At 44.4% G+C, this 24,987-nt stretch carries 10 protein-coding genes; 8 read left to right on the top strand and 2 right to left on the bottom strand.

The window, feature by feature from the left end:
• The first annotated feature begins 405 nt into the window (after positions 1 to 405).
• The 3 genes from htpX to H524_RS0101245 all read left to right on the top strand — a co-directional run bounded on the left by htpX (position 406) and on the right by H524_RS0101245 (position 5,325).
• On the top strand, positions 406 to 1,299 hold the full coding sequence (gene htpX / locus H524_RS0101255) for a protease HtpX (RefSeq protein WP_044121206.1): 894 nt from the start codon (positions 406 to 408) through the stop codon (positions 1,297 to 1,299).
• A gap of 764 nt (positions 1,300 to 2,063) precedes the next feature.
• On the top strand, positions 2,064 to 3,734 hold the full coding sequence (locus H524_RS0101250; RefSeq protein WP_084281578.1) for a sulfatase family protein: 1,671 nt from the start codon (positions 2,064 to 2,066) through the stop codon (positions 3,732 to 3,734).
• A gap of 343 nt (positions 3,735 to 4,077) precedes the next feature.
• Positions 4,078 to 5,325, top strand: coding sequence for an anaerobic sulfatase maturase (locus tag H524_RS0101245; RefSeq protein ID WP_027938919.1), 1,248 nt, complete (start codon positions 4,078 to 4,080; stop codon positions 5,323 to 5,325).
• 1,224 nt (positions 5,326 to 6,549) lie between these two features.
• Here H524_RS0101245 and gap read toward each other — a convergent pair.
• A complete protein-coding gene (gap, locus tag H524_RS0101240) occupies positions 6,550 to 7,557 on the bottom strand; it encodes a type I glyceraldehyde-3-phosphate dehydrogenase (protein ID WP_027938918.1) in 1,008 nt (335 codons plus the stop codon).
• 865 nt (positions 7,558 to 8,422) lie between these two features.
• Here gap and H524_RS17235 point away from each other — a divergent pair.
• The 5 genes from H524_RS17235 (at position 8,423) to hrpA (ending at position 23,337) form a co-directional block, all read left to right on the top strand.
• Positions 8,423 to 8,683, top strand: a complete 261-nt coding sequence (locus tag H524_RS17235; RefSeq protein WP_156907500.1) for a hypothetical protein — start codon at positions 8,423 to 8,425, stop codon at positions 8,681 to 8,683.
• 56 nt (positions 8,684 to 8,739) lie between these two features.
• A complete protein-coding gene (malQ, locus tag H524_RS0101235; protein WP_027938917.1) occupies positions 8,740 to 10,977 on the top strand; it encodes a 4-alpha-glucanotransferase in 2,238 nt (745 codons plus the stop codon).
• A 1,092-nt stretch (positions 10,978 to 12,069) separates the two neighbouring features.
• The gene (glgB, locus tag H524_RS0101230) at positions 12,070 to 14,283 is read left to right on the top strand and encodes a 1,4-alpha-glucan branching protein GlgB (protein WP_027938916.1); all 2,214 of its coding nucleotides are present in this window, start codon (positions 12,070 to 12,072) and stop codon (positions 14,281 to 14,283) included.
• 823 nt (positions 14,284 to 15,106) lie between these two features.
• Complete coding sequence (gene glgX, locus H524_RS13590) at positions 15,107 to 17,293, top strand: glycogen debranching protein GlgX (protein WP_044121205.1); 2,187 nt, start codon at positions 15,107 to 15,109, stop codon at positions 17,291 to 17,293.
• A gap of 578 nt (positions 17,294 to 17,871) precedes the next feature.
• A complete protein-coding gene (gene hrpA, locus H524_RS16180; protein WP_052338831.1) occupies positions 17,872 to 23,337 on the top strand; it encodes an ATP-dependent RNA helicase HrpA in 5,466 nt (1,821 codons plus the stop codon).
• A 346-nt stretch (positions 23,338 to 23,683) separates the two neighbouring features.
• On the opposite strand, the gene H524_RS16175 is transcribed toward hrpA, so the two are convergent.
• Positions 23,684 to 24,547 (bottom strand): DUF533 domain-containing protein, encoded by an 864-nt coding sequence (locus H524_RS16175; RefSeq protein WP_052338830.1) that lies wholly within the window; start codon positions 24,545 to 24,547, stop codon positions 23,684 to 23,686.
• Positions 24,548 to 24,987 lie beyond the last annotated feature (440 nt).

Raw genomic sequence — 24,987 nt, 5'->3', positions numbered from 1 at the left:
CTTTGCCTCTTTTAGCCGTGAGCATAGTCATATTCATTTGTTTGTATAAGGCCAAATTGCCAATCACTAACCATAAACAAGCAAAAGTACAAGCTAAAGTTCTTTAGCCTAGCTGTAATACTCATGGCCATTGAGGGGCTGCATTTGCTGTTAATTGCTCTGAGCATAGGATGTGGCTCGAAAGCAGGTCTAGATGAATGGCAATCAACAGGAAAGATATGAACTACTTATTGGCTAGGCAAAAATGAGCGAGGATAAGTAAAAGTAGTGTCCTTGTGATTTCTTGTGAGCAAAGTGAGCAAAACTAGGAATAATCTATCTTTTGCCTAAGTAAGACAAGTTAGAATATGCACCATGGTATTTGTTTAGTACCAGTCCTATTTCATTTTTCGAGGAAAAGTCTTTATGCGCGTTCTGCTGTTTATTCTTATGCAAGCAGCGGTGCTTGTAGTGGTCGGCGTGGTCGGCTCTATTTTGATGTCTTTATTAGGCATTCGTCTGTCACCTGGTAACTATGCTGGCCTGTTTGTAATGTGCGCCATCTTTGGTTCAGTTGGCTCCATCGTCTCTTTATTCATGTCTAAATCCATGTGTAAGAGAGCCTATGGTGTTGAGGTAATTACTCAGCCACGCAACAATGCTGAAGCTTTCCTTTTAAAAGAAGTATCCTCCATGGCTCAAAGAGCCGGCATTGCTATGCCTGAAGTAGGTATTTACTACTCAGCTGAGCCAAATGCCTTTGCAACTGGCGCATCTAAGGACGCTGCTTTAGTAGCTGTTTCAAGTGGTCTGTTAAACAACATGAGCGCCGATGAAGTACGTGGTGTTTTAGGCCATGAGATTAGCCATATCTCCAACGGTGACATGGTGACCATGACCTTACTGCAAGGCGTGCTCAATACCTTCGTGTACTTCTTCTCCTACATCATTGCGCAGGCCCTGTCAGGCTTCTTAAACCGCAGCTCTGATGAGAATAGCTCTGGTGGCGGTAACTTCTTTGTCTTCTACATGGTTAATAGCTTACTGCAGATGCTCTTTGGTATCTTAGCTACTATTATTTCCATGTGGTTCTCCCGCTACCGTGAATATCGTGCTGATGCGGGTTCTGCTGATTTAGAAGGTACTGATCGCATGATTAGTGCACTGCAGGCTCTGCAGAGAATGAAAGACCTTAATGTACAAAAGGAAGGTCAGTTCAGTGCTCTGTGCATCAACGGCGGTGTATCCGTATCTGAGTTATTCATGAGCCACCCTCCACTTGAGAAGCGTATTGCTGCTCTGCGTGCTCGTGGCCGTTAATTAGACCAATGCTTAAACCTAGCAACGTTTAGCTAGGTGTCTACACTAATTTCGTCAATCAAAATCAAAGGCAGATCGTTTCGGCGCTCTGCCTTTTATTTTTGGGGGTAGGCAAAAGATCTTGAGCTTTTATTTTGAGTCGATAGTCAAAAAGTTTAAAAACATCTCAAGTTCATGGTTAGGGATATTTTTGCTTTTAAGAGTATGCCTCGTAAAGCGGCAGGATGTAGTGCTATTGAGTTGAGTTAAGAGCAATTAACCGTACCTAGAATAGTTGTTAATTGCTTTATGTATGGGATCCTTGGATCCTAGTCAAATGTTTTGACTTTGTCTTGACAATAATTGTTATGGCAAAACTACTAGATATAATGCGGGTTTGAAACATTTTTGATGTAAGTTATATTGTGTCATTTTACATTAATTGCACAAATAATGTACTTTTTTACGAGATACTATTCACAAAAAGGGACATTCAGTTAACTGAGAAAATAAATCAGATCTATCATGTATGAGTTCACATGGAATTAGCTCACTCAACTAATGTAGCGTTGTCATTTGATTGCGTGTGGTGAAGTTGAGTTTTGCTATCTATTCGTATTAGCCAAATTGTCTAAACGATTAAAGTTAGGTTCATAATGAGTTATTAAAAAAGAGTTTATATAGGCTCTTAGCTTAATACTTTGCTTAGCTTCAACTGTAATTAGATAGAGGCATGTACAGCTTCATGCGAACATCCTGATAACTAGTATGAGGATATTCAGTCTGTGAAGAATTTAAAACTGAGCGCCACTGCTATTGCAGTAGGTGCAGCCATCTCTGCTTTCGGTGCCGGTGCTGCATTTGCAGCTGACAATGGTAAGGCTACTGCAACTAACGTTGCTTTTGCTGACTTTACCCCAGTTGAATACACCACTAAGGACAAGCCTAACGTAATCGTTATCACCATGGACGATTTAGGCTATGGTCAGCTTCCATATGATGAGAGCTCTTTCGATCCTAAGACCATGGAAAACCGTGAACAGGTTGCCACCTTTAAGATCGATGTAGACAAGGCTATTGAGGCAGCTCGTAACTCTACTCCAACTTTACGTGCTCTCATGGATGATGGCGTACGTTTAACCCAGGGTTACGTAGCTCACGCTATGTCAGGCCCTTCTCGTGCAGCTATCATGACTGCTCGTTCACCATCCCGCTATGGTGTATACGGTAATACCGACTCACAAGATGGTATTCCAGCTTCTGAGACATTCTTACCAGAACTCTTCCAAAACTACGGCTACTACACTGCTTGCGTAGGTAAGTGGCACTTATCTAAGATCACCAACATCCCAGTACCAGAAGATCAGCAGACCCGTGACTACCACGACAACTTCGTCACCTTCGGTGATGAGCCAGGTCAGCCACAAAATCGCGGCTTCTCTTACTTCTTCGGTTTCCACCCAGCTGGCACTGCATACTACAACTCACCAGCTCTGTTTGAGAACCGTGAGCACGTAAAGGCAGAGGGTTACATCTCTGATCAGCTCACCGATGCAGCTATTAAGGCTGTAAATCGTGCTGATGCAATCGATGCTCCATTCATGCTTTACCTTGCTTACAGCGCACCACACCTTCCAAACGACGTTGCCGCTCCTGATGTATATCAGTCACGCTTCAACACCGGTTCACAGACTGCAGATAACTACTACGCATCTGTATACTCTGTAGACCAGGGCGTTAAGCGCTTACTCGAGCAGCTCGAGAAGAATGGTCAGCTTGATAACACCCTCATCTTCTTCACCTCCGACAACGGTGCTGTTATCGACGGTCCATTACCACTCAACGGCGCACAGGCAGGTTACAAGAGCTTAACCTATCCAGGCGGTACTCATACCCCAATGTTTGCTTACTGGAAGGGCAAGTTAAAGACCGGCAAGTACGACAAGCTCGTATCTGCAATGGACTTCTACCCAACTGCTTTAGATGCTGCTGGTATTCCTATTCCTGAGGATCTCAAGGGCACCTTAGACGGTGTTTCACTGTTACCTTACATTAACGGCGAGAAGAAGGGCAACCCACACGATCACCTCGTATGGCTGACCTCATTCTCACACTGGTTCGACATCCGTAACATTCCATTCTGGGATAACTACCACAAGTATGTTCGTTACGAGTCTGACTACTATCCACACAACCCTAACACTGAGAACTTATCTGAGTTCACTTACACCGTACGTACCAACGAGTATCAGCTGATTTACACTGCTGAGGACAATGCTCTGCGTCTGTACGATCTGCGTGATCTGCAGATGAAGAACGATCTGACCATGGAGAAGCCTCAGGTTGTTGAGCAGCTCAAGAAGATTGCTAAGAAGCAGCTTTCTGAGTCCAAGCCACCTATCATGCCAATCAACCAGCCTAAGTACCAGAAGATTGTTGATGCATTAAACAAGTAATCATCTCTTCAACTTAAGCACAGCAAGATATCAGCACTTAGTGCTGGTATCTTGTAAACTAAAAAAGCCAGATCTTAGCTATTAGGGTCTGGCTTTTAAGTTTGAGCAATGCTCAACTCAGATTTCATAGCCAACAGCTTTGCGCCAGAGATTAAGCGCTGGTATTAACAGCAGCTATATCATTGGTGTTGGCATCTGTAATTATCATTACTTTCAATCAAAGATAAGTGTTTATGCGCCGCTATAGCATGGCTAAACATAGGTTTTGATTGACACTCTAGTACAGTGCATCAAGGGAGCTGTTCTAGGGATGCTGTTTTTTCCCGAATAAGGCAGGATCGTCATGCACTTCACTATTAAGCCAGTTTCATTCACCTGTAATCTTGAATGCGACTACTGTTTCTATCTGCCAAAAGGTGAAGAGCAGGGCATGCTGCACAAGGGCATCATGTCAGATGAGGTCTTAGAGGCTTTCATCCCACGTTACATTCAAGAGTGCCCATCCGATCACGTCCTCTTTACTTGGCAAGGCGGTGAGCCATTACTTGCTGGCCGTAAGTTTTTTGAAAAGGCTTTTGCTCTGCAAAGCCAATATGCCAATGGCAAGGTGATTGAAAACGCCATTCAGACCAATGCCACCTTGATTGATGACAAGTGGTGTGAGCTCTTCTTAAAGCACAAGATTCTGCTTGGTGTCTCTATTGATGGTCCAGCTGAGTTGCACGATAAGTATCGCCACTCTAAGAACGGCGGTGGCTCTCATAGCGAGGTCATGCAGGGCATTGAGCTTCTCAAAAAACATGGCGTTGAGTTCAATACACTTACCTGTATCAACGAAAGCAACTATCGCCATCCTTTAGAGGTGTATAAGTTCTTAAAGGATATTGGCTCAACCTTCATGCAGTTCTCTGAGGTTATTGAGACCAATCCTGAGAACACCGACTTTGACAATATCCCTCAGAGTTTTGAGCCTAAGCCATTTTCACTGCCAGCTAAGGGCTATGGCGAGTTTATGAGCGCTATTTTCCTTGAGTGGGTACATAACGATATCGATAAGATCAATATTCGTCAGTTTGAGTCATTAATCTCTAATGTCTTAGGTTTAGGTCACCTCTCCTGCGTCTTTGAAAATCGTTGTCCAGATAACTTCGTACTTGAGGCTAATGGCGATATCTACGAGTGCGATCAGGCAGTTTATCCAAAGTATCGTTTAGCTAATATCTTAGATATTGAAAAGGCTGATGCCATGCCTGCTATTCGTTGTCAGGTCGATGGTGCCGATCCTACTGCAGCAACTGCAACTTGCTCACTTAAGGATCTCAAAGCTAGCCGCCTAAGTGCCCATAAGCTCAAGCTAAGCGCTGATTGTAAGGAATGTAAGTACTTAAGCTACTGCAATGGTGGTTGCATCAAACATCGCATAGTAAATGTCTCTGGTGTTTCAAAGACTTACTTCTGTGAGGGCTATAAGCAGCTCTTTGAGACCATGCTGCCATACTTAAATGCCATGGTATACCTTGAAAATCAGAAGATTCCATATCGCGTTATCAAGCAAATCGCTCCACAAATAGCTGCAGGCATCAAAAAATAAGCGGTTTAGTGAATAAATAGGGATTTTCGTTGGGTTTTTGAGAAAATTTTCTCAATTGAGCGTATGATATACAAATCCTGCCTAGCAGGATAACCTTAGTTTTAAGGCCGTAGTGGTATGCGGCCTTTTTTAAAGCGCCACAACGATAATCCTCCTAACACATGCTCACCATTTGCCTTAGATAAAAACTCTAAGCTCCCATCTATTGGTATGCACTCAATATACAGATGCAATACATGCAATCAGTCAATAAGCATGCTCTAGCCTCTGTACCAATCAAACATCCTCACAAACTCCAGCAAATCTGCCCAGCGCTAATCAAACATCCTCACAAACTCCAGCAAATCTGCCCAGCGCTAATCAAGTATCCACACGAACTCCACCAAACCTTTGTCTGTAGCAATCAAGTAGCCACACGAACACATTTCATTTGTTTTGCAAACTCGTCATGTATGAAAAGACCTAAGTTAGGGATCTGCCAGATAGCGAGTTCAAGATGCTATTCGGGGTATCGGTGCGAGTGGATTGATGGCGTGTATACAGTGAGATTAGGCTGCTGCTTACAAGCGAAGAGCAATTAACAGGAAGAATGGGAAGTATAAAAGAGTAGGGAATAGTGGGGAGATTTCTGGCGTGTCAAAGCGCGCCCTGAAAAGGGCGCAAAACACACAGATTAATTGGTAACAAGAAACAAAAGCACAGAAGATGCTTTGTAACTTGTTGAAGTTGGGAGGCAATGCCTCGAAACCTTTTCATCATGCAAATAACATCATGGGTTAAGTGCAGATGAGATTGTGCTCAACAGAAAACGGCTGAGTCGTTTCGTACTTGAGCAAGCAGACTAAAGAGCATGGCGGAAGCCAGGTTTAATAACTTAGCTGCTGTTGAACTTATGAGTCTGCAAATCTAGGCTGGGGTTGCTGTGACAGCTGCCTAGTGAAACTTGAGGCCTATAAGTAAGCTAATTAAACGAGTCAGATGATCTCTTGCGCTGCTGCTAAGTGCAGTGGATTGTGACGATCAGTACATCTAACTTACAGTGGATCATGATATACAGTGGATCATGACTAAAGGTAATCTTACTTTGCCTGAAAGAGGTGCTTTTAAGTAAGCGCTGCATGAGCTGCAGTTTGAATTTTGTGCTTTCCAAAAAGCAAAAAAGAAAGGGGAGAACGAGCTCCCCTTCCTTTTATTTGTTTACTTGCTAATGCAAGTTACAAACGATTACTTGCCTGAGTCAGCGATAGAACGGATTAACTCAAGAACCTTGTTGGAGTAACCGATTTCGTTGTCGTACCAAGATACTAACTTAACGAAGTTGTCGGTTAAAGCAATACCAGCCTTCTCGTCGAAGATAGAGGTGTGGGTGTTGCCTAAGAAGTCTGAAGAAACAACTTCATCAGCGGTGTAAGCTAATACACCCTTCATGGAGGTCTCAGAAGCTTCCTTTAAGCACTCGCAGATCTCGGAGTACTTAGCGCCCTTCTTTAAGGTAACGGTTAAGTCAACTACGGAAACGTCAGCGGTAGGAACACGGAAAGCCATGCCGGTTAACTTGCCAGATAACTCTGGGATAACCTTACCTACAGCCTTAGCAGCACCGGTTGAGGATGGGATGATGTTCTGAGAAGCACCACGGCCGCCGCGCCAATCCTTTAAGGATGGGCCGTCAACAGTACGCTGGGTAGCGGTAGTTGAGTGAACGGTGGTCATTAAGCCTAAATCGATACCGAAGTTATCGTTGATAACCTTAGCTAAAGGAGCTAAGCAGTTGGTGGTGCAAGAAGCGTTGGAAACGATGTCCTGGCCAGCGTAATCCTTGTCGTTTACGCCAACAACGAACATTGGGGTTGAGTCCTTGGAAGGAGCTGACATAACAACGCGCTTAGCGCCGGCTTCGATGTGCTTACGTGCCTTCTCGTCGGTTAAGAATAAGCCAGTTGACTCAACAACGTACTCAGCGCCGATATCGCCCCACTTTAACTGTGCAGGGTCACGCTCAGCGGTAACACGAACTACGTTGCCGTTAACAACTAAGTGGCCGTCCTGTACGTCAACGGTGCCCTTGAAAGCGCCGTGCATGGTGTCGTACTTGAGCATGTAAGCCATGTACTCAGGTGGGAGTAAGTCGTTAATACCTACAACCTGGATACCGAGCTCTGGGCGGTAGATGGAAGCACGGAAAACGAAACGACCGATACGGCCAAAACCGTTAATACCAACTTTAATCATTGTTAGTCACCTAAATCTGTGTGGTTACTAGAAAATGTGATTACTAATATACGCTGCTTTTTAAGATTTTCAAGATGCAAAGAATTTTCAATAGAGCTTGATCTTGTCAATACATCTTTGCAATTTTCATAAATCCAACTTTTTTAAGCAGCTAAAAGGGGGATATATATGAGCTTTATTACAATGGCTGTGAGTGGCAGCGAGACTAGATACTATTAGTTAGTATCTTAATCTTGTACGACGACCGTATGCCGTGATTTGATGTAAATGAGCCACTTTTACAAATTTTGTAATAATCCAGGCCTGGTTTTGCACTCATTTTGCGGTTTAAGACTGCAAAATTTTGCAGTTATTTCGCAATTTTCATTGTAATGAACAAAACCATAGACTTTCTTTAACGCATCGGCCCTGTATCGGACTTTGTATTAGTCTCCATTCAAATGCGCATATAAATGCCAACTTTTGCCGTTGACTCAACTCTTTGCTAAGACTTTGTGGTAGATCGCAAATTTGCCATATTTTTGCTTGTTTACCGCAATTAATTGTCATCAATACCCTCTTGCACCAAAGTAGATGCAAATTTGCACCTGTATAATCATGAAAAAGTGCCATTAGCTCATTAGTAGTAAATGAAGATGCTTATATTCAATAGCGCTATATTGAGTTGCAGCTATAGTTCTCTATCTATCTCTTTAGTAAGTAGCGGAAACTTTAGAGCACTGTTTTGCCTATCCATTCCACCAGATAGTTTATGTAGAGATCTGTTTTGTTTTATCCATTTAGTTGTTTCTTAGTTTGGGCCTCATGTCCTATCTAGTTTCCTATCTAGATTCCTATTTATATGGTGAGATATGGCTCTTTGTATTTGGGTTTTGGCAGTTTGCTTGACTGGTTTGTTGGTTTTTCTGACTTTATTTGCTGTGTTGCGGTGCAAATTTCGGATTTTGTGCTTGTAGATGATGAAAAGTTTGATGCAATGCAATGCGGAAAGTTTGTCGATGCGTTAGCATGTAGCATAAGTGTCTATACTCATCATCGCTGCTTAACTATTGTGTTTTTACATTTAAGGTTTGGCCTGATGATGAGGATGCTTAATCCACTTGTTTTAGAGGCATTAGGCCTCTAGCAAAAGACTGTCTAAGGGTTGTCTTTTGCAAGATGGCTAAGCCGTGGTGTTTTTAGATGATTGATTTAGAAAACTTTGCAGACCGAATGGGCATTGCCCGTGATTATGTCGATTGCACAGGCAAGCCTACAATAATCTCATCAGATGCTCGTATGGCTACTCTGCAGGCCATGGGCTATGATCTGAGCGACAATGCAGCTCTTGAAGAGCGAGCTCTTAAAGAGGAGCTCTTGCCATATCAGGAGATCTTAGATCCTGTATGCGTGATTCGTGAAGGCGAGCGTCCTTTCATTTATATGCGCACTCCAGAAAATCTCTCTGAGGCTGCACAACTTACTTGGAATTTAGTCCTCGAAGACGGTACAGAGTATTGCGACACTGTGCCTTTAGAGGAAATTGAGATTGCTGATTACATTACAGTGCAAGACCGTACTTACGACATTCGTCGTATCATCTTGCCTGATGTACTGCCACGCAAGCTAACTCTGCCTTGGGGCTATCACACCTTCTCTGTACAGATTAAAGATGGTGTAACTGTTAAGGACTCCATCAAGCAGTCTTTAATTGCAACTCCACTGCGTTGCTATGTACCTGATGAGATGAAGTCAGGTAAAAAGCTGTGGGGTGCTTCTATTCAGCTGTACTCCATTCGCTCTCGTCATAACTGGGGCGTGGGTGATTTCCATGATCTTAAGAGCGTACTTAAGATGGTTCATGATCGCGGTGGTCACTTTGTGGGCTTAAACCCACTGCATGCAGGCTATCCAGCTAATCCTGATCCTGATATGGTCAGCCCTTACTCTCCATCTTCACGTCGCTGGCTCAATATCATTTATATTGCTGTTAATGATATTCCTGAGTACATCAACAATAAGGCAGCTCGTGATTTAGTTGAATCCCCGGCCTTTGCCAAGAAGCTGCAAGCTTTACGTGATCGCGAGTTCGTTGATTATCGTGCGGTACTTGAGTTAAAGCTTAAGGTCTTAGAGATGATCTTTGATTCATCTCGTATGCTCGATAAGCGCACTTCACGTGGTAAGAAGTTTGTTGACTTCATGGAGCAAGGCGGCGAGTCACTTTTGAATATGGCTACTTACGATGCACTGCAGCGTGAGCTTTATTCACAAGGTGAAAATGCTTGGGGCTGGAGAAAATTCCCTAAAGAGTATCAAGACTGCAACTCCACCTTTGTCTCTTTATGGCGTGAAAAGCATCAAGAGCAAGTTTACTTCTACTGCTACTTACAGTTCATTGCCGCTGAGCAGCTTGAAGAGGCTTATGCCTCAGCCAAAGAGTCAGGCATGATCTTAGGTACTTACCGCGATTTAGCTGTAGGCGTATCTGAAGGCTCATGTGACGTTTGGGCTGATACTGACAATATCTACCGTGGCGCTGCTGAGGTCGGTGCTCCACCTGATCCATTAGGCCCATTAGGCCAGTCATGGGGTCTTGCTCCAATGGAGCCGCATGCACTGCGTCGTAGCCGCTATCGTCAGCTCATTTCTTTATATCAAGCCAATATGAAGTCATGTGGTGCACTGCGTATTGACCATGCCGCTGGCCTCTATCGCTTCTGGTGGGTAGCACAAGATCACAAGCCAACTGATGGTGCTTATGTTTATAACAATATGCACGATTGGTTAGGTATCTTAGCTTTAGAGTCTCAGCGTAATAAGTGCCTCATCATTGCCGAGGACTTAGGCACCATTCCTATGGAGTTACGCGTAGCTCTTAAAGAAGTTGGTGCATACTCTTATAAGCTCTTCTTTGGCGAGCGTGCAGCTGATGGTGGCTTTATTGCTCCTCAAGATTATGAGCCTCAAGCCTTATCTGCATTAACCACTCACGACATGGCAACCTTAGTTGGTTGGTGGTCTCATTATGATATTGAGCTGAGCAATAAGCTTGGCATCTTCACTGATGAGATTGCACAGCGTATTTCGCAAGATCGTATGGAGGCAAAACAGCGTATTCTCGACAGCCTCCATGGCTTAGGTTCAGCAGGTGATGACGTACCTAGACGTGCCCATGAAATTGATGAGATGACTGAGGCCTTAATCGTGGCTTTAGAAAAGCATATGTGTCGTGGTTCATGCGCCATGTTCTCATCCCAGATCGAGGACTGGATTGGTGTCTTAAAGCCAGTTAACGTTCCAGGCACCTTCCGCGAGTATCCTAACTGGCGTCGTAAGCTCACAGTTAACATTGAGGACATCGAAAAAGATAGCTTTGTCCGCTACTTAACTAATGCCATGACAGAAGCTCGCAATGAAAGACCTCATCACCTCTACTAAATAATGTCTAAGCGCCTATGTCATCTAGGATAGAGATAACAAATGCATATCCTAAGCTTGGCAAGATGCGTAACTAGAGGTTGATACTAAAGAGACTAGTGCATTTTTGTACTGGTCTCTTTTGTTTTGTGCGCTCTAAAAATGTTGAATGAAGTAAAACCAACACCCCACATAAAGCGAAAAGAGGTTGTTAGTGTGCTCAATACTAGAGCAGCAATGGCATTGAAAACATTGCTAATACGCTACCTTGCTAACACTTTTGAAAATTTGCTGCGTAAATATTGCGAGCTTGGCCACGTAACCGAGCAAGTCTTAGCGCACTGTACATTGGTCTGTACTATAGTTATAACATGTCAAAATATACTTTGAGCTATGTAGTATCTATCGTGTTCTTTGCACTGTATATTTATCACTTTTGCACTGTTTTAAGGCTAAAAGTGGATTATATGGCGTCAAAGACATTCTATAAGTATATTAGACATGCAAAAGTGTCATTGTAGTTATGCATATCCTTTGATGCATTTAGCTTGGTGACTATTGTGATGTGATATCTAAGCAAAGGTAGCACTGCTACGCTAAGGCGTAGCTTGAGAGGCTATGTGGCCTCATTAGCGTTTATTACTTGCTTAGATTCATCTTAAAACCGATTTCATATGACTGTGCTATAACGAGCACACCATTTGTTGCTTAGAGCTTACATAAAGTTCTTGGCGACATTTTGCCTTAGTACTTTGACAATAAGAGAACTCTCTACCTTAGAGGCAATTGCATACTTCACGGTTGGGCGTGGACACATAAGTTCCATCAAGAGCTTAGCTTTGATTTTACGCCACTGGGCTTGTTGTTAAGAGAATAAGGCGCTGATTGTTCTGACCTGTATACGTGTTAAGGTCAGATACTGCAGATAGGTTTGTTGCGCAGCTTAGTTTGCGCTCTATAAACTTGGTCATAACTACTGTAGCTAAAAGTATGGTTTTAAAGGTACCTTGGGCTTTTAGTTTCTAGTGGTTAGGTAGATAGTTATCTTTAGCCTAGCTGTTACGAGCTTGAGACAAGTTTTTCTAACCTATCGCAATGTTAAGGAGCTTGAGAATGCTTATTGATGAACTCAACAGTGCACGTCTTGCCAAGCCTTTTGAAGTATTAGGCTTGCAACCAAACCCTAATGGTAACGGCTTTGTTCTCAGAGCTTGGTTGCCAGGTGCAAAGTCTTGCCGTGCTTTAACTTTAAGGGGCAAGGAGGAAATCTGTGTACTCAATGTCATCAATCCAGATGGCCTGTTTGAGAAGGTCATGGAAGATGTCAAGGCTCCTTTCCACTATGTATTTGAAGTAGTCTACAACGACTCTAAGATCGAAATTGTAGACCCATATCAGTTCCGCGATGAGGCTTTCTACGGTCTTAACACCATGTACGAAAGCCCTGAGAACATCTATAAGACTTTAGGCGCTCAGTTAATTGAGTTAGAAGTTGATGGCGTCAAGGTAAAGGGTACTAAGTTTGCCGTTTATGCACCTTCTGCAACTTCTGTAGCTGTAATCGGCGACTTCAACTTCTGGGATGGCCGTCGTCACCCAATGGCTCGCTCCTTACTTGGCCACTGGGTATTATTCGTACCTGATTTAGGTGCAGGCCAGCGCTATAAGTTTGAAATCAAGGATAATAACGGCAATCGTCTGCCTCACAAGGCTGACCCTGTTGGTTTCTACCACGAGCAGTATCCATCCTTTGCTTCTATCATTTCCGATCAGACTACTTATGAGTGGCATGATCAGGAGTGGCAAAAGGCTCAGCAGTGCGACAAGCTTACTCGCCCAATGTCCATTTACGAGGTGCACTTAGCATCTTGGAAGCGTAAGGCTGACGGTTCTTCTTTAAATTACCGTGAGCTTGCCAAGGAGCTTGTAGATTACTGTAAGGAAATGGGCTATACCCACATTGAGCTGCTACCTGTAATGGAATATCCATTCTCTGGCTCATGGGGTTATCAGCCAACTGGTCTGTTTGCTCCAACCTCACGCTTTGGCGGCATCGATGACTTTAAGTTCTTCGTTGACACCTGCCACCGTAACAACATCGGTGTGATTTTAGATTGGGTTCCTGCTCACTTCCCAACTGATGCTCACGGCTTAGCTCGCTTTGACGGCACTCCAGTTTATGAGTACGAAGACCCACGTCGTGGCTGGCACCCAGATTGGAACTCCTTAATCTACGACTTTGGCCGTGATACTGTACGCAACTTCTTAGTAGCCTCTGCCTTAATTTGGCTTGATTACTACCATGTTGACGGTCTGCGTGTAGACGCTGTTGCTTCTATGCTTTACTGGGATTACTCACGTAAGGATGGTGAGTGGATTCCTAACGTTAACGGCGGCAACATCAACTACGAAGCAGTTTCTTTCTTAAAGTGGTTTAACGAGACTGTTTACGCTAAGTATCCAGGTGCAGTTACCATCGCTGAAGAGTCCACCGCCTTTACCGGCGTTTCCCGTCCTACTTACACTGGCGGCTTAGGCTTCGGCTTTAAGTGGAACATGGGCTGGATGCACGATAGCCTTGAGTACATGGCTCAGGATCCATACTTTAGAAAGTACCACCATGGTGAAATGTCATTCTCCATGATCTACGCTTACAACGAGAACTTCATCCTCTCTATTTCTCACGATGAGGTAACTCATGGTAAGCACTCCATGCTCTACAAGATGCCAGGCGACGAGTGGCAGCAGGCAGCAAATCTGCGCTCTTTCTTAGCCTACCAATACGGTCATCCAGGCAAGGTGCTCAACTTCATGGGTACTGAAATTGCCCAGGGCAACGAGTGGAACCATGATGCCGGCTTAGATTGGTGGTTACTCCAGTACGACAAGCATAAGGGTGTACAGGCTTTAGTTAAGGACTTAAACCACTTCTATCAGCAAAACGAAGTACTGTGGGCTAACGATTACGATCCTGACTGCTTCCGCTGGCTCGACGTATCTGATGCTGAGCACTCTGTATTTGCAATGCTGCGTACTCTGCCTGAAAAGGGTGGCAACGCAGCGAAGAGCGGCAATGTGAAGGATGAGATCATGATGGTCTCCAACTTCACTCCAGTTCCATATGTTGCTTATCGTCTTGGTGTACCACGTCCTGGTACTTACAAGGTGGTATTTAACACTGATGACAAGAAGTACTGGGGTTCAGGCTACTCAACAGGCCCAGAGAGCATGGTAGCTTCCAATATCTCATGGCAAGGTCAGTACCACTCCTTAGTGCTTGATCTGCCACCTTTAGCTACTGTCTTCATCAAGCGTGTTGGTGATTAATCAGATCTAGCACATCTCATCGCTTTTAGTGATGGATAATGCAGTTTAATAAGCTGTAAAAAAGCCCAGCCTAGCGCTGGGCTTTGTCATTTTGGTCGGCAGCAAATTATTAAGATACAGGGGCCATTTGTTGTTTGCCTGTTAATTGCTCTTGTTATTTGTCTGTAATTGCTCTTTTGTGTGCCTCTTAATACCTTTGTTGTTTGGCAGGCGGGGACTCTTTTGGCTTTTACAAATGTGTTTGGGAGTGGTTTGCTTTTGTGGCTTTGGATGCAAGAGATTGTTACTTAATGTGCAGCTTTGCTAGCTTGGTTGTGTACACATTTGGCGCGTAGGCAGCTTATGAGGCTGTCAAATTAATTTATCTATGTGATCTATATCGATTATGTATCACCAGTTTGCATTGTTAATGAGCCGATGGCGCGTCATTGCAGCATAATACTAACAAGGATTTGGTATGTTTTAATACTTGGTGGCTTTAGGTGCCTCGCACCACTTAAAACCATGGAGGTAGTGTTTAAGATGCGTTCCTTTAGCGCAGCACTAAAACTTACTGTGGTAACAAAGCTCAAGTGCCATTGTTGAAAAACTTATAGAGGACTAGTTCTTCTGTTCCCAAGTTAAGTTTCATGTTTTGATCTGTCAGCCCTCTTGATGGGCTTATCTTGTTGCTACAAAGCGAGTTGTGTAGCTTTAAGATAAAGTAGTGAAAGTATGAGCACCTTAACTGTAGTACATGGATGCGCCTTGGTATGCTCATTTATGTTCTGGGGATTGGCAGGTTATTAGATTGCTCTGTAAGTGCTTTCATAAGGAGCGATGAATGCTCGAGTTTGTATCTGAAGATCGAATGCGTCAAACTGGACTAGGAGCAACTTTATATGATGATGGTTGCTACTTTAGTATCTGGGCACCTGATGCAGCTGAAGTTGTAGTTCACTTATACAGCAAAAAAGAAGTAAAACTTGGATCTTTTCCGCTAGGTCAACAGAAAGGCGGTGTTTGGTATGGCTTTATCAAAGGTGCTAAAGCCGGAGACTGCTATGCCTTGGAAACTAGAGGCACAAATGATCCTAATCAGGGCTTTTACTTTAAAGAGGGCCGTTATTTAGTCGACCCATATGCTAAGTTGCTCACTAAGCCGTTTAACTACGATGAGGATATGTATCTCAATCACTCCGAGGAATTTATTCCAAAGGCAGTGATTGTTGGTAACGATGACTTTAACTGGGAAGGTGTTAAGAAAGTCTTCCGTGATCGTGCTGACGTAATCTTGTATGAAGCTCACGTCAGGGGCATGACTAAGCTCAAAGAAGATGTACCGCTTAATCACAGAGGTACTTACTTAGGTATGTGCCATGAGAGCGTGATTGAGCACTTAAAGCGTTTAGGCATTACTACTGTTCAGTTAATGCCTGTCGCTGCCTCTATGAGTGAGCCATTCTTAGTTAAACGCGGCTTAAAGAATTACTGGGGCTACAATCCAGTCTGCTTCATGGCTCCAAATCCAGAGTATGCTTGTGATCCGCTCAATGCGATCAACGAGTTTAAGACCATGGTTAAGACTTTCCACAAAAACGGTATTGCCGTGATTTTGGATGTGGTGTTTAACCATACTGCAGAGGCAGGTATTGATGGTCCGGTGCTTAGCTACAAGGGCTTAGATGCTCGTAGCTACTATGCCTATGAGCCAAAGCAAGATCGCTCATTAGATTATGCAAACTATATCAATGCTACAGGTTGCGGTAACTCATTTAATGCCGACAGCATGGTCTCAACTCGTCTTATCATTGACAGCCTTAAGTATTGGCTCAATGAGATGCGCGTCGATGGCTTCCGCTTTGATCTTGCGGTAACCATCTGTCGTGAGTCGCATGCCGGCTCATACTATGCCTTTGACTCAAACTGCGGCTTCTTTAAGGCATGCTTTGCTAATGAAGAAATTCAGCATGCTCTCATGGTGGCTGAGCCTTGGGATCCAGGCTTAGGCGGCTATCACTTAGGCGGCTTCCCTCGTGGTTGGTCAGAGCAAAACGATCGCTATAGAGATGCTGTTCGTAAGTTCTGGCGTGGTGATCGCGGCTTACTGGGTGAGCTTGCCACTCGCATCTTAGGCTCGCGTGATGTCTTTGCTAAGGGCCAACGCTCAATCAACGCCTCAGTAAACTACATTACTTACCATGATGGCTTCACGCTTGAAGACTTAGTGTCCTATAACTTCAAGCACAACGAGCTCAATCAAGACAATAACTCAGACGGTACTAACGAAAACTACTCTTACAACTGTGGAGAAGAGGGCGTAAGCCGTGATCCTGAGGTGATTAAGCGTCGTTGGCAGATGAAGCGTAACCTCATGGCTACTCTCATCATCTCTCAAGGTATTCCGCACTTCTTAGGCGGTGATGAGCTTAGTCGTACTCAGCTTGGTAATAACAACTCTTATTGCCAAGACAATGACTTAAACTACTATCATTGGAATATCTCACAAGAGCAACGTTACTTCCTTGATTACTTGTGCAAGCTGATGCGAGTGCTTAATACCTCTCGTGTGCTCAAAGAAATTAACCTCTTTGATGACTTCTTCTACAAGTTTGAGAATGACTATATTGCTAAGTGGAGAAAGTCGAACGGTACGCTGTTGTCTGATGCCGATTGGCACTCAACTGAGATTAACCACTTCTGCCTGTATGTGGGTGATCGCAATAACAAGGGCGAACGTTGGTGTCTCATCGTTAACAACGAAGATAAGGACTTAATGTTCCGCCTGCCAAGTATTTTCCATGACCGCTACTGGTCTGCAGTGATCGACTCATCAGAAGTTGATGGCGAGCCACGTAGATACTCTAACGAGTCTGGTCTTGAAAACATGGTGGCAGCGCATAGCGTGAAGATCATGCGTATGGAGACTGTACAGACCTCCAAGCTGCTCACCGAGGAAGCTCTCGACGAGCTGGCCGATTCCAACATGCTGCAAAAGTACACTCGTGGAAATACTCGTTTCCAATACTAAGAGTGTAATAGCCTTGCTTGTAGCCAAGCTCACAGCACTGTTCAAAGCAAGCTAATCAAATGCTGCCAGCAACAAGCTGCAGTCAAAAGCTGGCAACAGCAAGCAGCATGGCAACACGCTAGCGGCCCATTAAAAAGGTTGCTAGCACACTTTCAAATCTAAATTAGGCTTTCACAGCTACATCAAGCCACTTAGCTAGACATAGGTTCTAACTAAGTGGCTTTTTCATTTCATAAGCCATAAGACGAAGCTTAGTTAATAAGCAGAATAACGATGATGGCAAAGCGGCAGAACACACGACAAAGCTTAAGCTACACTCCTTTGGTCTAGATGAAGATAGAGCTGCTATCCTTGGGCTAGATGAAGATTGAGTGCCCCTCGCTGCTTTTAGCGCTACGCTTCTTGCTACTAATGGTGCTCATGGTCTTGTTTTCCCACAAAATGGCCGTTTGCATATTGGTGCGGTATAATGGAGCGCTTTTTAGAGCAAAGTTCACCATGAGGCTAATGGTTTTAGTCCTTTGGTTGAGCATGCTTTTGACAAATGCCGAGAGGCATCTAATTAACAGGGCATTGCAATGAGCAGTAGATCTTCATCCTCAAATTCATTTAGCTCTTTTTCAGATCTAAAGGATTTACAAGCGCAACTGCGTAGACAAAATGCAGACTTAGCACAAGCTAAGGCTGATGCCATCATTGTGAAAGATGGTCAGGAGTCTACTAACAAGCTCAAGCAAAAAGCAGCAAGTCTAGCTAAGTTCACCTCAGCTGCTGAAAACGCCCTTAAGGCAAAAGCTTTAGAGGCTCAACGTACCAACCATTCTGTTTTAGCCGCAAGCGATAACGATAATGCTCGCGGCACTAACGGTCATGCTCAAAAACAAGAGCGCCGTGAGCGTTTAAAGAGTGCTGATCGTGCTGAGCGCTCTAATGATGGCAATCGCACCGAGCGAGGTGAGCGTACTAATCACCATGAACAAGGTGAGCGCACTAATCGCGCTGAGCGAGGTGAGCGCACTAATCACCATGAACAAGGTGAGCGTACTAATCGCGCTGAGCGAGGCTCAAATCGTCGTGAGCGCAATGATGGCAGCAAGAATCGTAACCGTTCTAATGATCGTAATAAGAACGAGACAGAGCAACAGCGTTTAGATCGTGCTTTAAACCGTCTGCAGCGTAAAGCTATGGACTTAAACGAGCATGCTCAAAAAGATCAGGAGCGCAAGGTTGCTGACAAGTCTGAGCGCGATAGTAAAGATCGCAAGGCCTCCAATAAAAAACAAGCTCAGCAAAGACCACGCAGCAACCATGAAGAGCGCAAAGATCAAAATCGCCCTCATCAGGATCATGAGTCAAAGAACAAGCATGAGCGTAATGCCAAGTCTGCAAAAGAAAAGAAAGGCGCTAAAAAAGCTCCACTTTTAGATGGTAAATACTTTGATCTTGAGGCTCTCAAATTAGTTCGAGAGCATCAGGACAATATGTCCTACCAATCTCGTCGTCTTGCTTATCGCAAACTTACTGATTTAGATCAGGCCATCTTAGCTTTGATGCAGTCTTTGTTTGATGATGCATCCGCTTGTGAGGCACCAAGCGCCGCAGCTGCAGCTAATGCAGCTGCAAATGCAGCTGATGGTGCTGATGGCGTTGATGCTGGTGCTGCTGTTGGTTCAGCTGCCGTGGGTGTAGATAAGCGCGAGCTGCTTAAGGATGTACTTGCAAGTGAGGAGATTGTCCTTAAGCGTGAGGAGCTTAAGGAGTGGGTTGAAAGTGAGGTTGCGTCACTAAAGGCCCGTGGTGACAATGTTCCAAAGCTTGAGTATCCAGAGTCCTTACCAGTATCTCAGCGTCGTGAAGAGATCGTGAAGGCCATTAAGGAAAATCAGGTAGTTATCATCGCCGGTGAAACTGGTTCTGGTAAGACCACGCAGATTCCTAAGATGTGTTTAGAGGCTGGCTTTGGTATCAAGGGCTTAATTGGTCATACTCAGCCTCGTCGCTTAGCCGCCCGTGCTGTGGCCTCCCGTATTGCCGAAGAGCTGCATGAGCAATTAGGTAAGAGCGTCTCATACAAGGTACGTTTTACTGACATTAGCTCACCTGAGGCCTATATCAAGTTAATGACCGACGGTATCTTGCTCTCTGAGCTTGCCTCTGATCGTCAGTTACTTAGCTATGATGTCATCATCATCGACGAAGCCCACGAAAGATCGCTCAACATCGATTTCTTACTGGGTTATTTAAAGACGCTGCTCATTCGTCGTCCTGAGCTTAAGATCATCATCACTTCTGCTACTATTGATGTGGAGCGTTTCTCTGAACACTTTGGAGGTGCTCCAATTATCGAGGTTTCAGGACGTACTTATCCTGTAGAAGTTGTGTATATGCCTTTAATGGAAGATCACAAGGGCGTATATATTGAGCATCATGATGGCACTGGTCATTATGAGCGTGATTACTCAGACAATGGCTTTGAGACAGGATCAGACGAGCGCAATGCTCAGATTGATGCCATGCTAGCTGACAACGGTCCTGGTGCGTGGTCTGACTATCAGCACTCTGGTGGGGCCATGGCTCAATTGCGTATGGCTGCCAATAGCTTAAAGTCATCAAACAGCAGCAAAACTGCAGCAGGGGCAAATACTTCAGGTGCTAAGAGCACTTCACTTACTGCAGGAGCTAAGAGCACTGCACTAAAGAGTGCTGCTACAGCTTTACGTAATGTACGTAATGATGGCGATGAGCAAGATATTCCAGATACCTTAGATATTAGACAAGGTATCTTGCAGGCAGTTCATTACCTCATGGCTCGTGGAAGAGGCGATATCTTAGTCTTCTTACCTGGTGAGCGTGATATTTTAGAGATCTCACAGTTCTTACGCAAAGCAGGACTAAAAGATACCGAGATCGTGCCTTTGTATGCTCGTTTAGCTGCATCAGAGCAAAACAAGATCTTTACTGAGCACACTGGTGTACGTATTGTTCTTTCTACTAACGTAGCTGAAACATCTTTAACCGTACCTGGTATCAAATACGTTATTGATCCAGGCTTAGCTCGTATCTCACGTTATTCCTCACGTACTAAAGTACAGCGTCTGCCAATTGAACGTGTCTCTCAAGCAAGTGCTAATCAGCGTAAGGGTCGTTGTGGTCGTGTAAGTGATGGTATCTGTGTACGTCTGTACTCAAAGGATGATTTTGATAGCCGTCCACAGTTTACCGATCCTGAAATTCTGCGTACCAATTTAGCTTCGGTATTGCTGCAGATGGCCTCTTTACGCTTAGGTAGAGTAGAGAGCTTCCCATTTATTGATGCCCCACAGCAACGTCAGGTAAGCGACGGTTTACGTCTGCTTGATGAACTTGGTGCTACTGTGATTGGCAAGGGTAATTTTGGTCCAGATGGTGAGCATTTACAGCTCACACAAGTTGGCCGTACCTTATCAAGACTGCCATGCGATCCACGCTTAGGTCGTATGATTATTGAGGCATCTAAATATCGTGCTCTCTCTGAGGTGTTAGTTATTGTCTCAGCTCTTGCGGTCATGGATCCACGCGAGTATCCAATTGACAAGAAAGAGGCCGCAACTCAGTATCACAAGCGCTTCTTTGATGAAAAGTCTGACTTCCTCTCTTACCTCAAGCTTTACGAGTATATTCGTGAGTTACAAGGTTCGCTTAGCAACTCTGCGATGCGCCGTCAGCTCAAGCAAGAGTTCATCTCATTCTTACGCGTCCGTGAGTGGTTAGATGTACACCGTCAGTTAAGAGCATCAGCCCAAATGCTAGGCCTTAACTTTAATGATGAGAAAGCTGAGTATGAAGCCATTCATAGATCGCTGATCGCTGGTTTATTAAGCCACATTGGTATGGTTGAGCCTAATGGCAATAACTATATCGGTGCGCGTGGTACTAAGTTCTTAATCTTCCCAGGCTCTCCAATTGCCAAGAAGCCACCAAAGTGGCTTTGCGCTGCTGAGCTTGCTGAGACTACTCGTCTATTTGCTCGAACAGTTGCGGCTATTGATCCAGGCTATGCCGAAGCTGCAGCTCCGCATTTAATTAAGAATAGCTATAACGAGCCACATTGGTCTAAGAAGAATGGCTGTGTGATGGCCTATCTGACCCGTAGTATCTACGGTCTGCCAATTGTGCAAAAGCGTTTAGTACAGTATCAGGATATTGATCCAAAACTTTGTCATGAGCTGATGATTCGAGATGGTTTTGTTGAGGGCAATATCGATTGCAACCATCGCTTCTATAAGCACAACCTATCGCTGATTGACGATGTAGAGTACCTTGAGGACAAGGTTAGACGTCGTGATCTCTTAGTAGATGCCTCCTCATTAGAGCAGTTCTATGCAGAGCGCATCCCAAGCGATATTTGCAATATTCGTGACTTTGACAAGTGGTGGCGCACTAAGGCAAAAGAAGATCCACACTTCTTAGACTTTAGCTATGAGACTATCTCTCGTACTGACATTATGAGCATTGAAGACAAGCTCTATCCTGAGTTCTGGTCTCAAGGCTCCATGCGCTTTAAGTTAAGCTACGTCTTTGATATTGGCTCTGATCGTGACGGTGTTACAGTACATATCCCAATTACTGTATTAAATCAGGTCAAAGCTGATGCTTTCTTATGGCAAATTGACGGCTTACGTCAGGAGCTTTTTGCCTCCTTGATTCGTTCACTGCCAAAGAGATTACGTCGTAATCTCATTCCGGCACCTGAGTATGCTAAGGCATTAGAAGATAGCTTACGTCCATATTTCATGAGCTTTATTGAGACTGATGCCTCAGGCATTTCTGCAGCCTCAGTGAACAACTCTATGCATGCATCCACTAACTTAGATGCGGGCGCTGCAGCGGCTCAAGGTGGCTTAGCTAACAACTCCTCTAACAGTGCTAAAGGCAAGAACAAGCGTGTGGTTTCTGAAAACCTCTTTGTTGCAGTAGCTCAAGAGCTTACTCGCATGGGTGGTGAGATTGTTACTGCTGAAGATTTTGATAAGAGCTTGATTGAACCTTACTTATTCGTCAACTTCTCAGTTGAAGGTGTCGATGGTAAAGAGATGGCTTTTGGTAAGGACTTTGCCGCACTTTCATCAAGACTTCAAGGCAAGGCTCGTGAGGTCTTACATCAGGTAGTTAAGACTCATCAGGTAGCACCTCCTGCCACCTCATGGGAGTATGGCACCATTAAGCGTGAGCAAGTTACTAAGCAAGGATCACTGCGTATTACAGCATATCCTGCGCTAACAGATCACGGCGATGGTGTAACTTTAGAGCTCTATGACAATCCACAGCGTCAAGAGCGTGCGATGAGAGCAGGTTCCGTTAAGCTGATTGCTTTAAGCTTAAAGACACCAACCTCATATCTTGAGACTCATCTGCCTAATAGAGCCAAGCTCTCCATGTACTATCAGCCACTTGGCTCTATCAAAGAACTGATCTTTGATTTGATGTTGTGTGCGATTAGCAACATCATGGAGCGCAATGGTGGTGTACCTTGGGATGAGGATAACTTTAACCGCATTCGTGAGATCGTTCGCGGTGAGCTTAATGATGAGGCTTTAGCTGTTGCCAATGTAGTAGAACAAAGCTTAGTTAAGGCTCATGAGTTAAAGCGCCTATTAAAGGGCAATATCTCTTTTGACTTGGCAAGATCTTATGCAGACCTTAACCATCAGCTGGATAGCCTTATTTACAAGGGCTTTATCTCCGATTGTGGTCCTGAGCACTTAAAGGAAATGCCTCGTTACTTACAGGCTGCCTTAGAGCGTGTTCAAAGACTCAATCGCGATGTGGTGCGCGATCAGATGTACATGCGTACTCTCGAGAACTTAGAGGACGAGTATGAGAAAGTAGTTAAGTCATACCATACTGACTTACTGCCACCTCCACTAAAGGATGTACGTTGGATGATTGAGGAGCTCCGTGTTTCTTACTTTGCCCAGCATCTTGGTGTTATCGGCCCAATTTCCGATAAACGTATCTACACCGAATTGCAGCGCATTCAAAAGGAATACCCACCGCACAAATAGCCACAGCTAGACTAAGTCCACAGCTAGACTAAAGCCCAGATGCAGACTAAGTTCACAGCTAGGCCTAAGACAAAAGGTAGACCTAAGTCCACAGCTAGACCTAAGCCAAAATGTAGACTAAGTTCAAAGCTAGACTTAAGCCCAGAGGTAGACCTAAGCTAGCAAAATAGCTAAACAGCTAAATAACCATGACACCATCAGCACTTGTTAGCGTAGCAAGTGCTGCGCTAATGCAAAATGAAGGATGATGGTGAAAGTTGATATAAAAAAGGCCTGTCAGTTGTGTACTGCAGGCCTTTTTAATGATTATTGTCCAAGCAGCAAGTGCTTGGCGATAGAGGTCTTGTTAACTTTGTGATAATTGCAGACGCAGCTGATTGGCGTCATTATCAAGCTGGGCAATTGTCATGGAATCGAGGTTTAAAGCTGCAGCTAAGTCGCTTAAGTAACGACGTTCCATGTCGTTATCAGCAACAATGGCAGTAGCTGAAAGTTTGTAAATATCAAGTGCCTGCTGCTGATTTGAAACCTTGGAAGCTAATGCCTTAGGATCAAGCGGTGCATTTAAGAACTGGCTGATAGTGGCATTGAAGTTTGAATCTGGGCTTACGGTTTGGGCTGTCTTTAAGATCATCTCCTGCTCTTGACGATCGATATGACCATCAGCACGAGCAGCAAAGATCATGGCCTGTAAAATAAGCTTGCCGGCATCATCATTTGGCAGAGCTAATGGCTGGTTTTGCTGTGCAGCATTGTAAGCGGCAAAAGGATCATCAGATGGAGCGCTCTGACCATAGCCGCCTTGAGCACCATAGCCACCTTGTGGAGCGCCATAACCGCCTTGAGGGGCACCGTAGGCACCTTGTGGAGCGCCATAACCGCCTTGAGGGGCACCGTAGGCACCTTGTGGAGCGCCATAACCACCTTGAGGGGCTCCATAGCCACCCTGAGGTACATTGGCAGCCTGATCTTGGGCCTTGCGGCTATTAGACCAGTTATCGTACATCTTGTAAGCAAGGGCTGCTAAAGCTGCTGAACCGCCAACTACGGCAACATTCTTAGCGGCTTTTTTAACACCCTTTGAACCACCAAACAGAGCGCCTACTAAGCCGCCTACGCCTGCAGCGCCAAGCATGCCAGCACCTGATGGGATATTTGATGGAATATTCTTACCAACGGTATCTTTTAACTTGCCGAAAAGGTCGCTCATAGTCACTCCGTATGCGTGGTGATACTTAAACCAAATAGCGACGAAGTATCGAAACAGGAAAAAGGCTTCGTCGCCCTGTGTGAACTTATTATTTCTTAACTAGCTTAGGGAAAACTTAGAAAGCACACAAAAATCCGACATTTGCTTAAAAATTATCAAAAGTGTGACCATCGACATTCATTTACAGCGATCAATGAGCCTCGTGCACATAAGAGTTCGTTGAACAAGATGCTGCTCATTGCAATAAGCGATGCGGTAGATGCGCTAAAAGAATGCTAACGTTTGTACTTAGTTCCATACAAAAATCGATGAACAGATGAATGGCAAGCCATGATGGGGAGCAATTAACAGTTTTGAAAAATATAGAAAAATGTGTTAATATACATTTATTATGAGCACATATAAGATTGGACAATTTGCTAAATTGGTACGCCGTACCC

Source organism: Anaerobiospirillum succiniciproducens DSM 6400 (assembly GCF_000482845.1).
Classification (GTDB): Bacteria; Pseudomonadota; Gammaproteobacteria; order Enterobacterales; family Succinivibrionaceae; genus Anaerobiospirillum; species Anaerobiospirillum succiniciproducens.
This window is presented reverse-complemented; position numbering and strand designations above follow the sequence as displayed.

Bases quoted from the DNA above. Each gene is read 5' to 3' on its own strand.
- htpX (WP_044121206.1), top strand. From the start codon at position 406: ATGCGCGTTCTGCTGTTTATTCTTATGCAAGCAGCGGTGCTTGTAGTG.
- H524_RS0101245 (WP_027938919.1), top strand. From the start codon at position 4,078: ATGCACTTCACTATTAAGCCAGTTTCATTCACCTGTAATCTTGAATGC.
- gap (WP_027938918.1), bottom strand. From the start codon at position 7,557: ATGATTAAAGTTGGTATTAACGGTTTTGGCCGTATCGGTCGTTTCGTT.
- malQ (WP_027938917.1), top strand. From the start codon at position 8,740: ATGATTGATTTAGAAAACTTTGCAGACCGAATGGGCATTGCCCGTGAT.
- glgB (WP_027938916.1), top strand. From the start codon at position 12,070: ATGCTTATTGATGAACTCAACAGTGCACGTCTTGCCAAGCCTTTTGAA.
- glgX (WP_044121205.1), top strand. From the start codon at position 15,107: ATGCTCGAGTTTGTATCTGAAGATCGAATGCGTCAAACTGGACTAGGA.
- hrpA (WP_052338831.1), top strand. From the start codon at position 17,872: ATGAGCAGTAGATCTTCATCCTCAAATTCATTTAGCTCTTTTTCAGAT.
- H524_RS16175 (WP_052338830.1), bottom strand. From the start codon at position 24,547: ATGAGCGACCTTTTCGGCAAGTTAAAAGATACCGTTGGTAAGAATATT.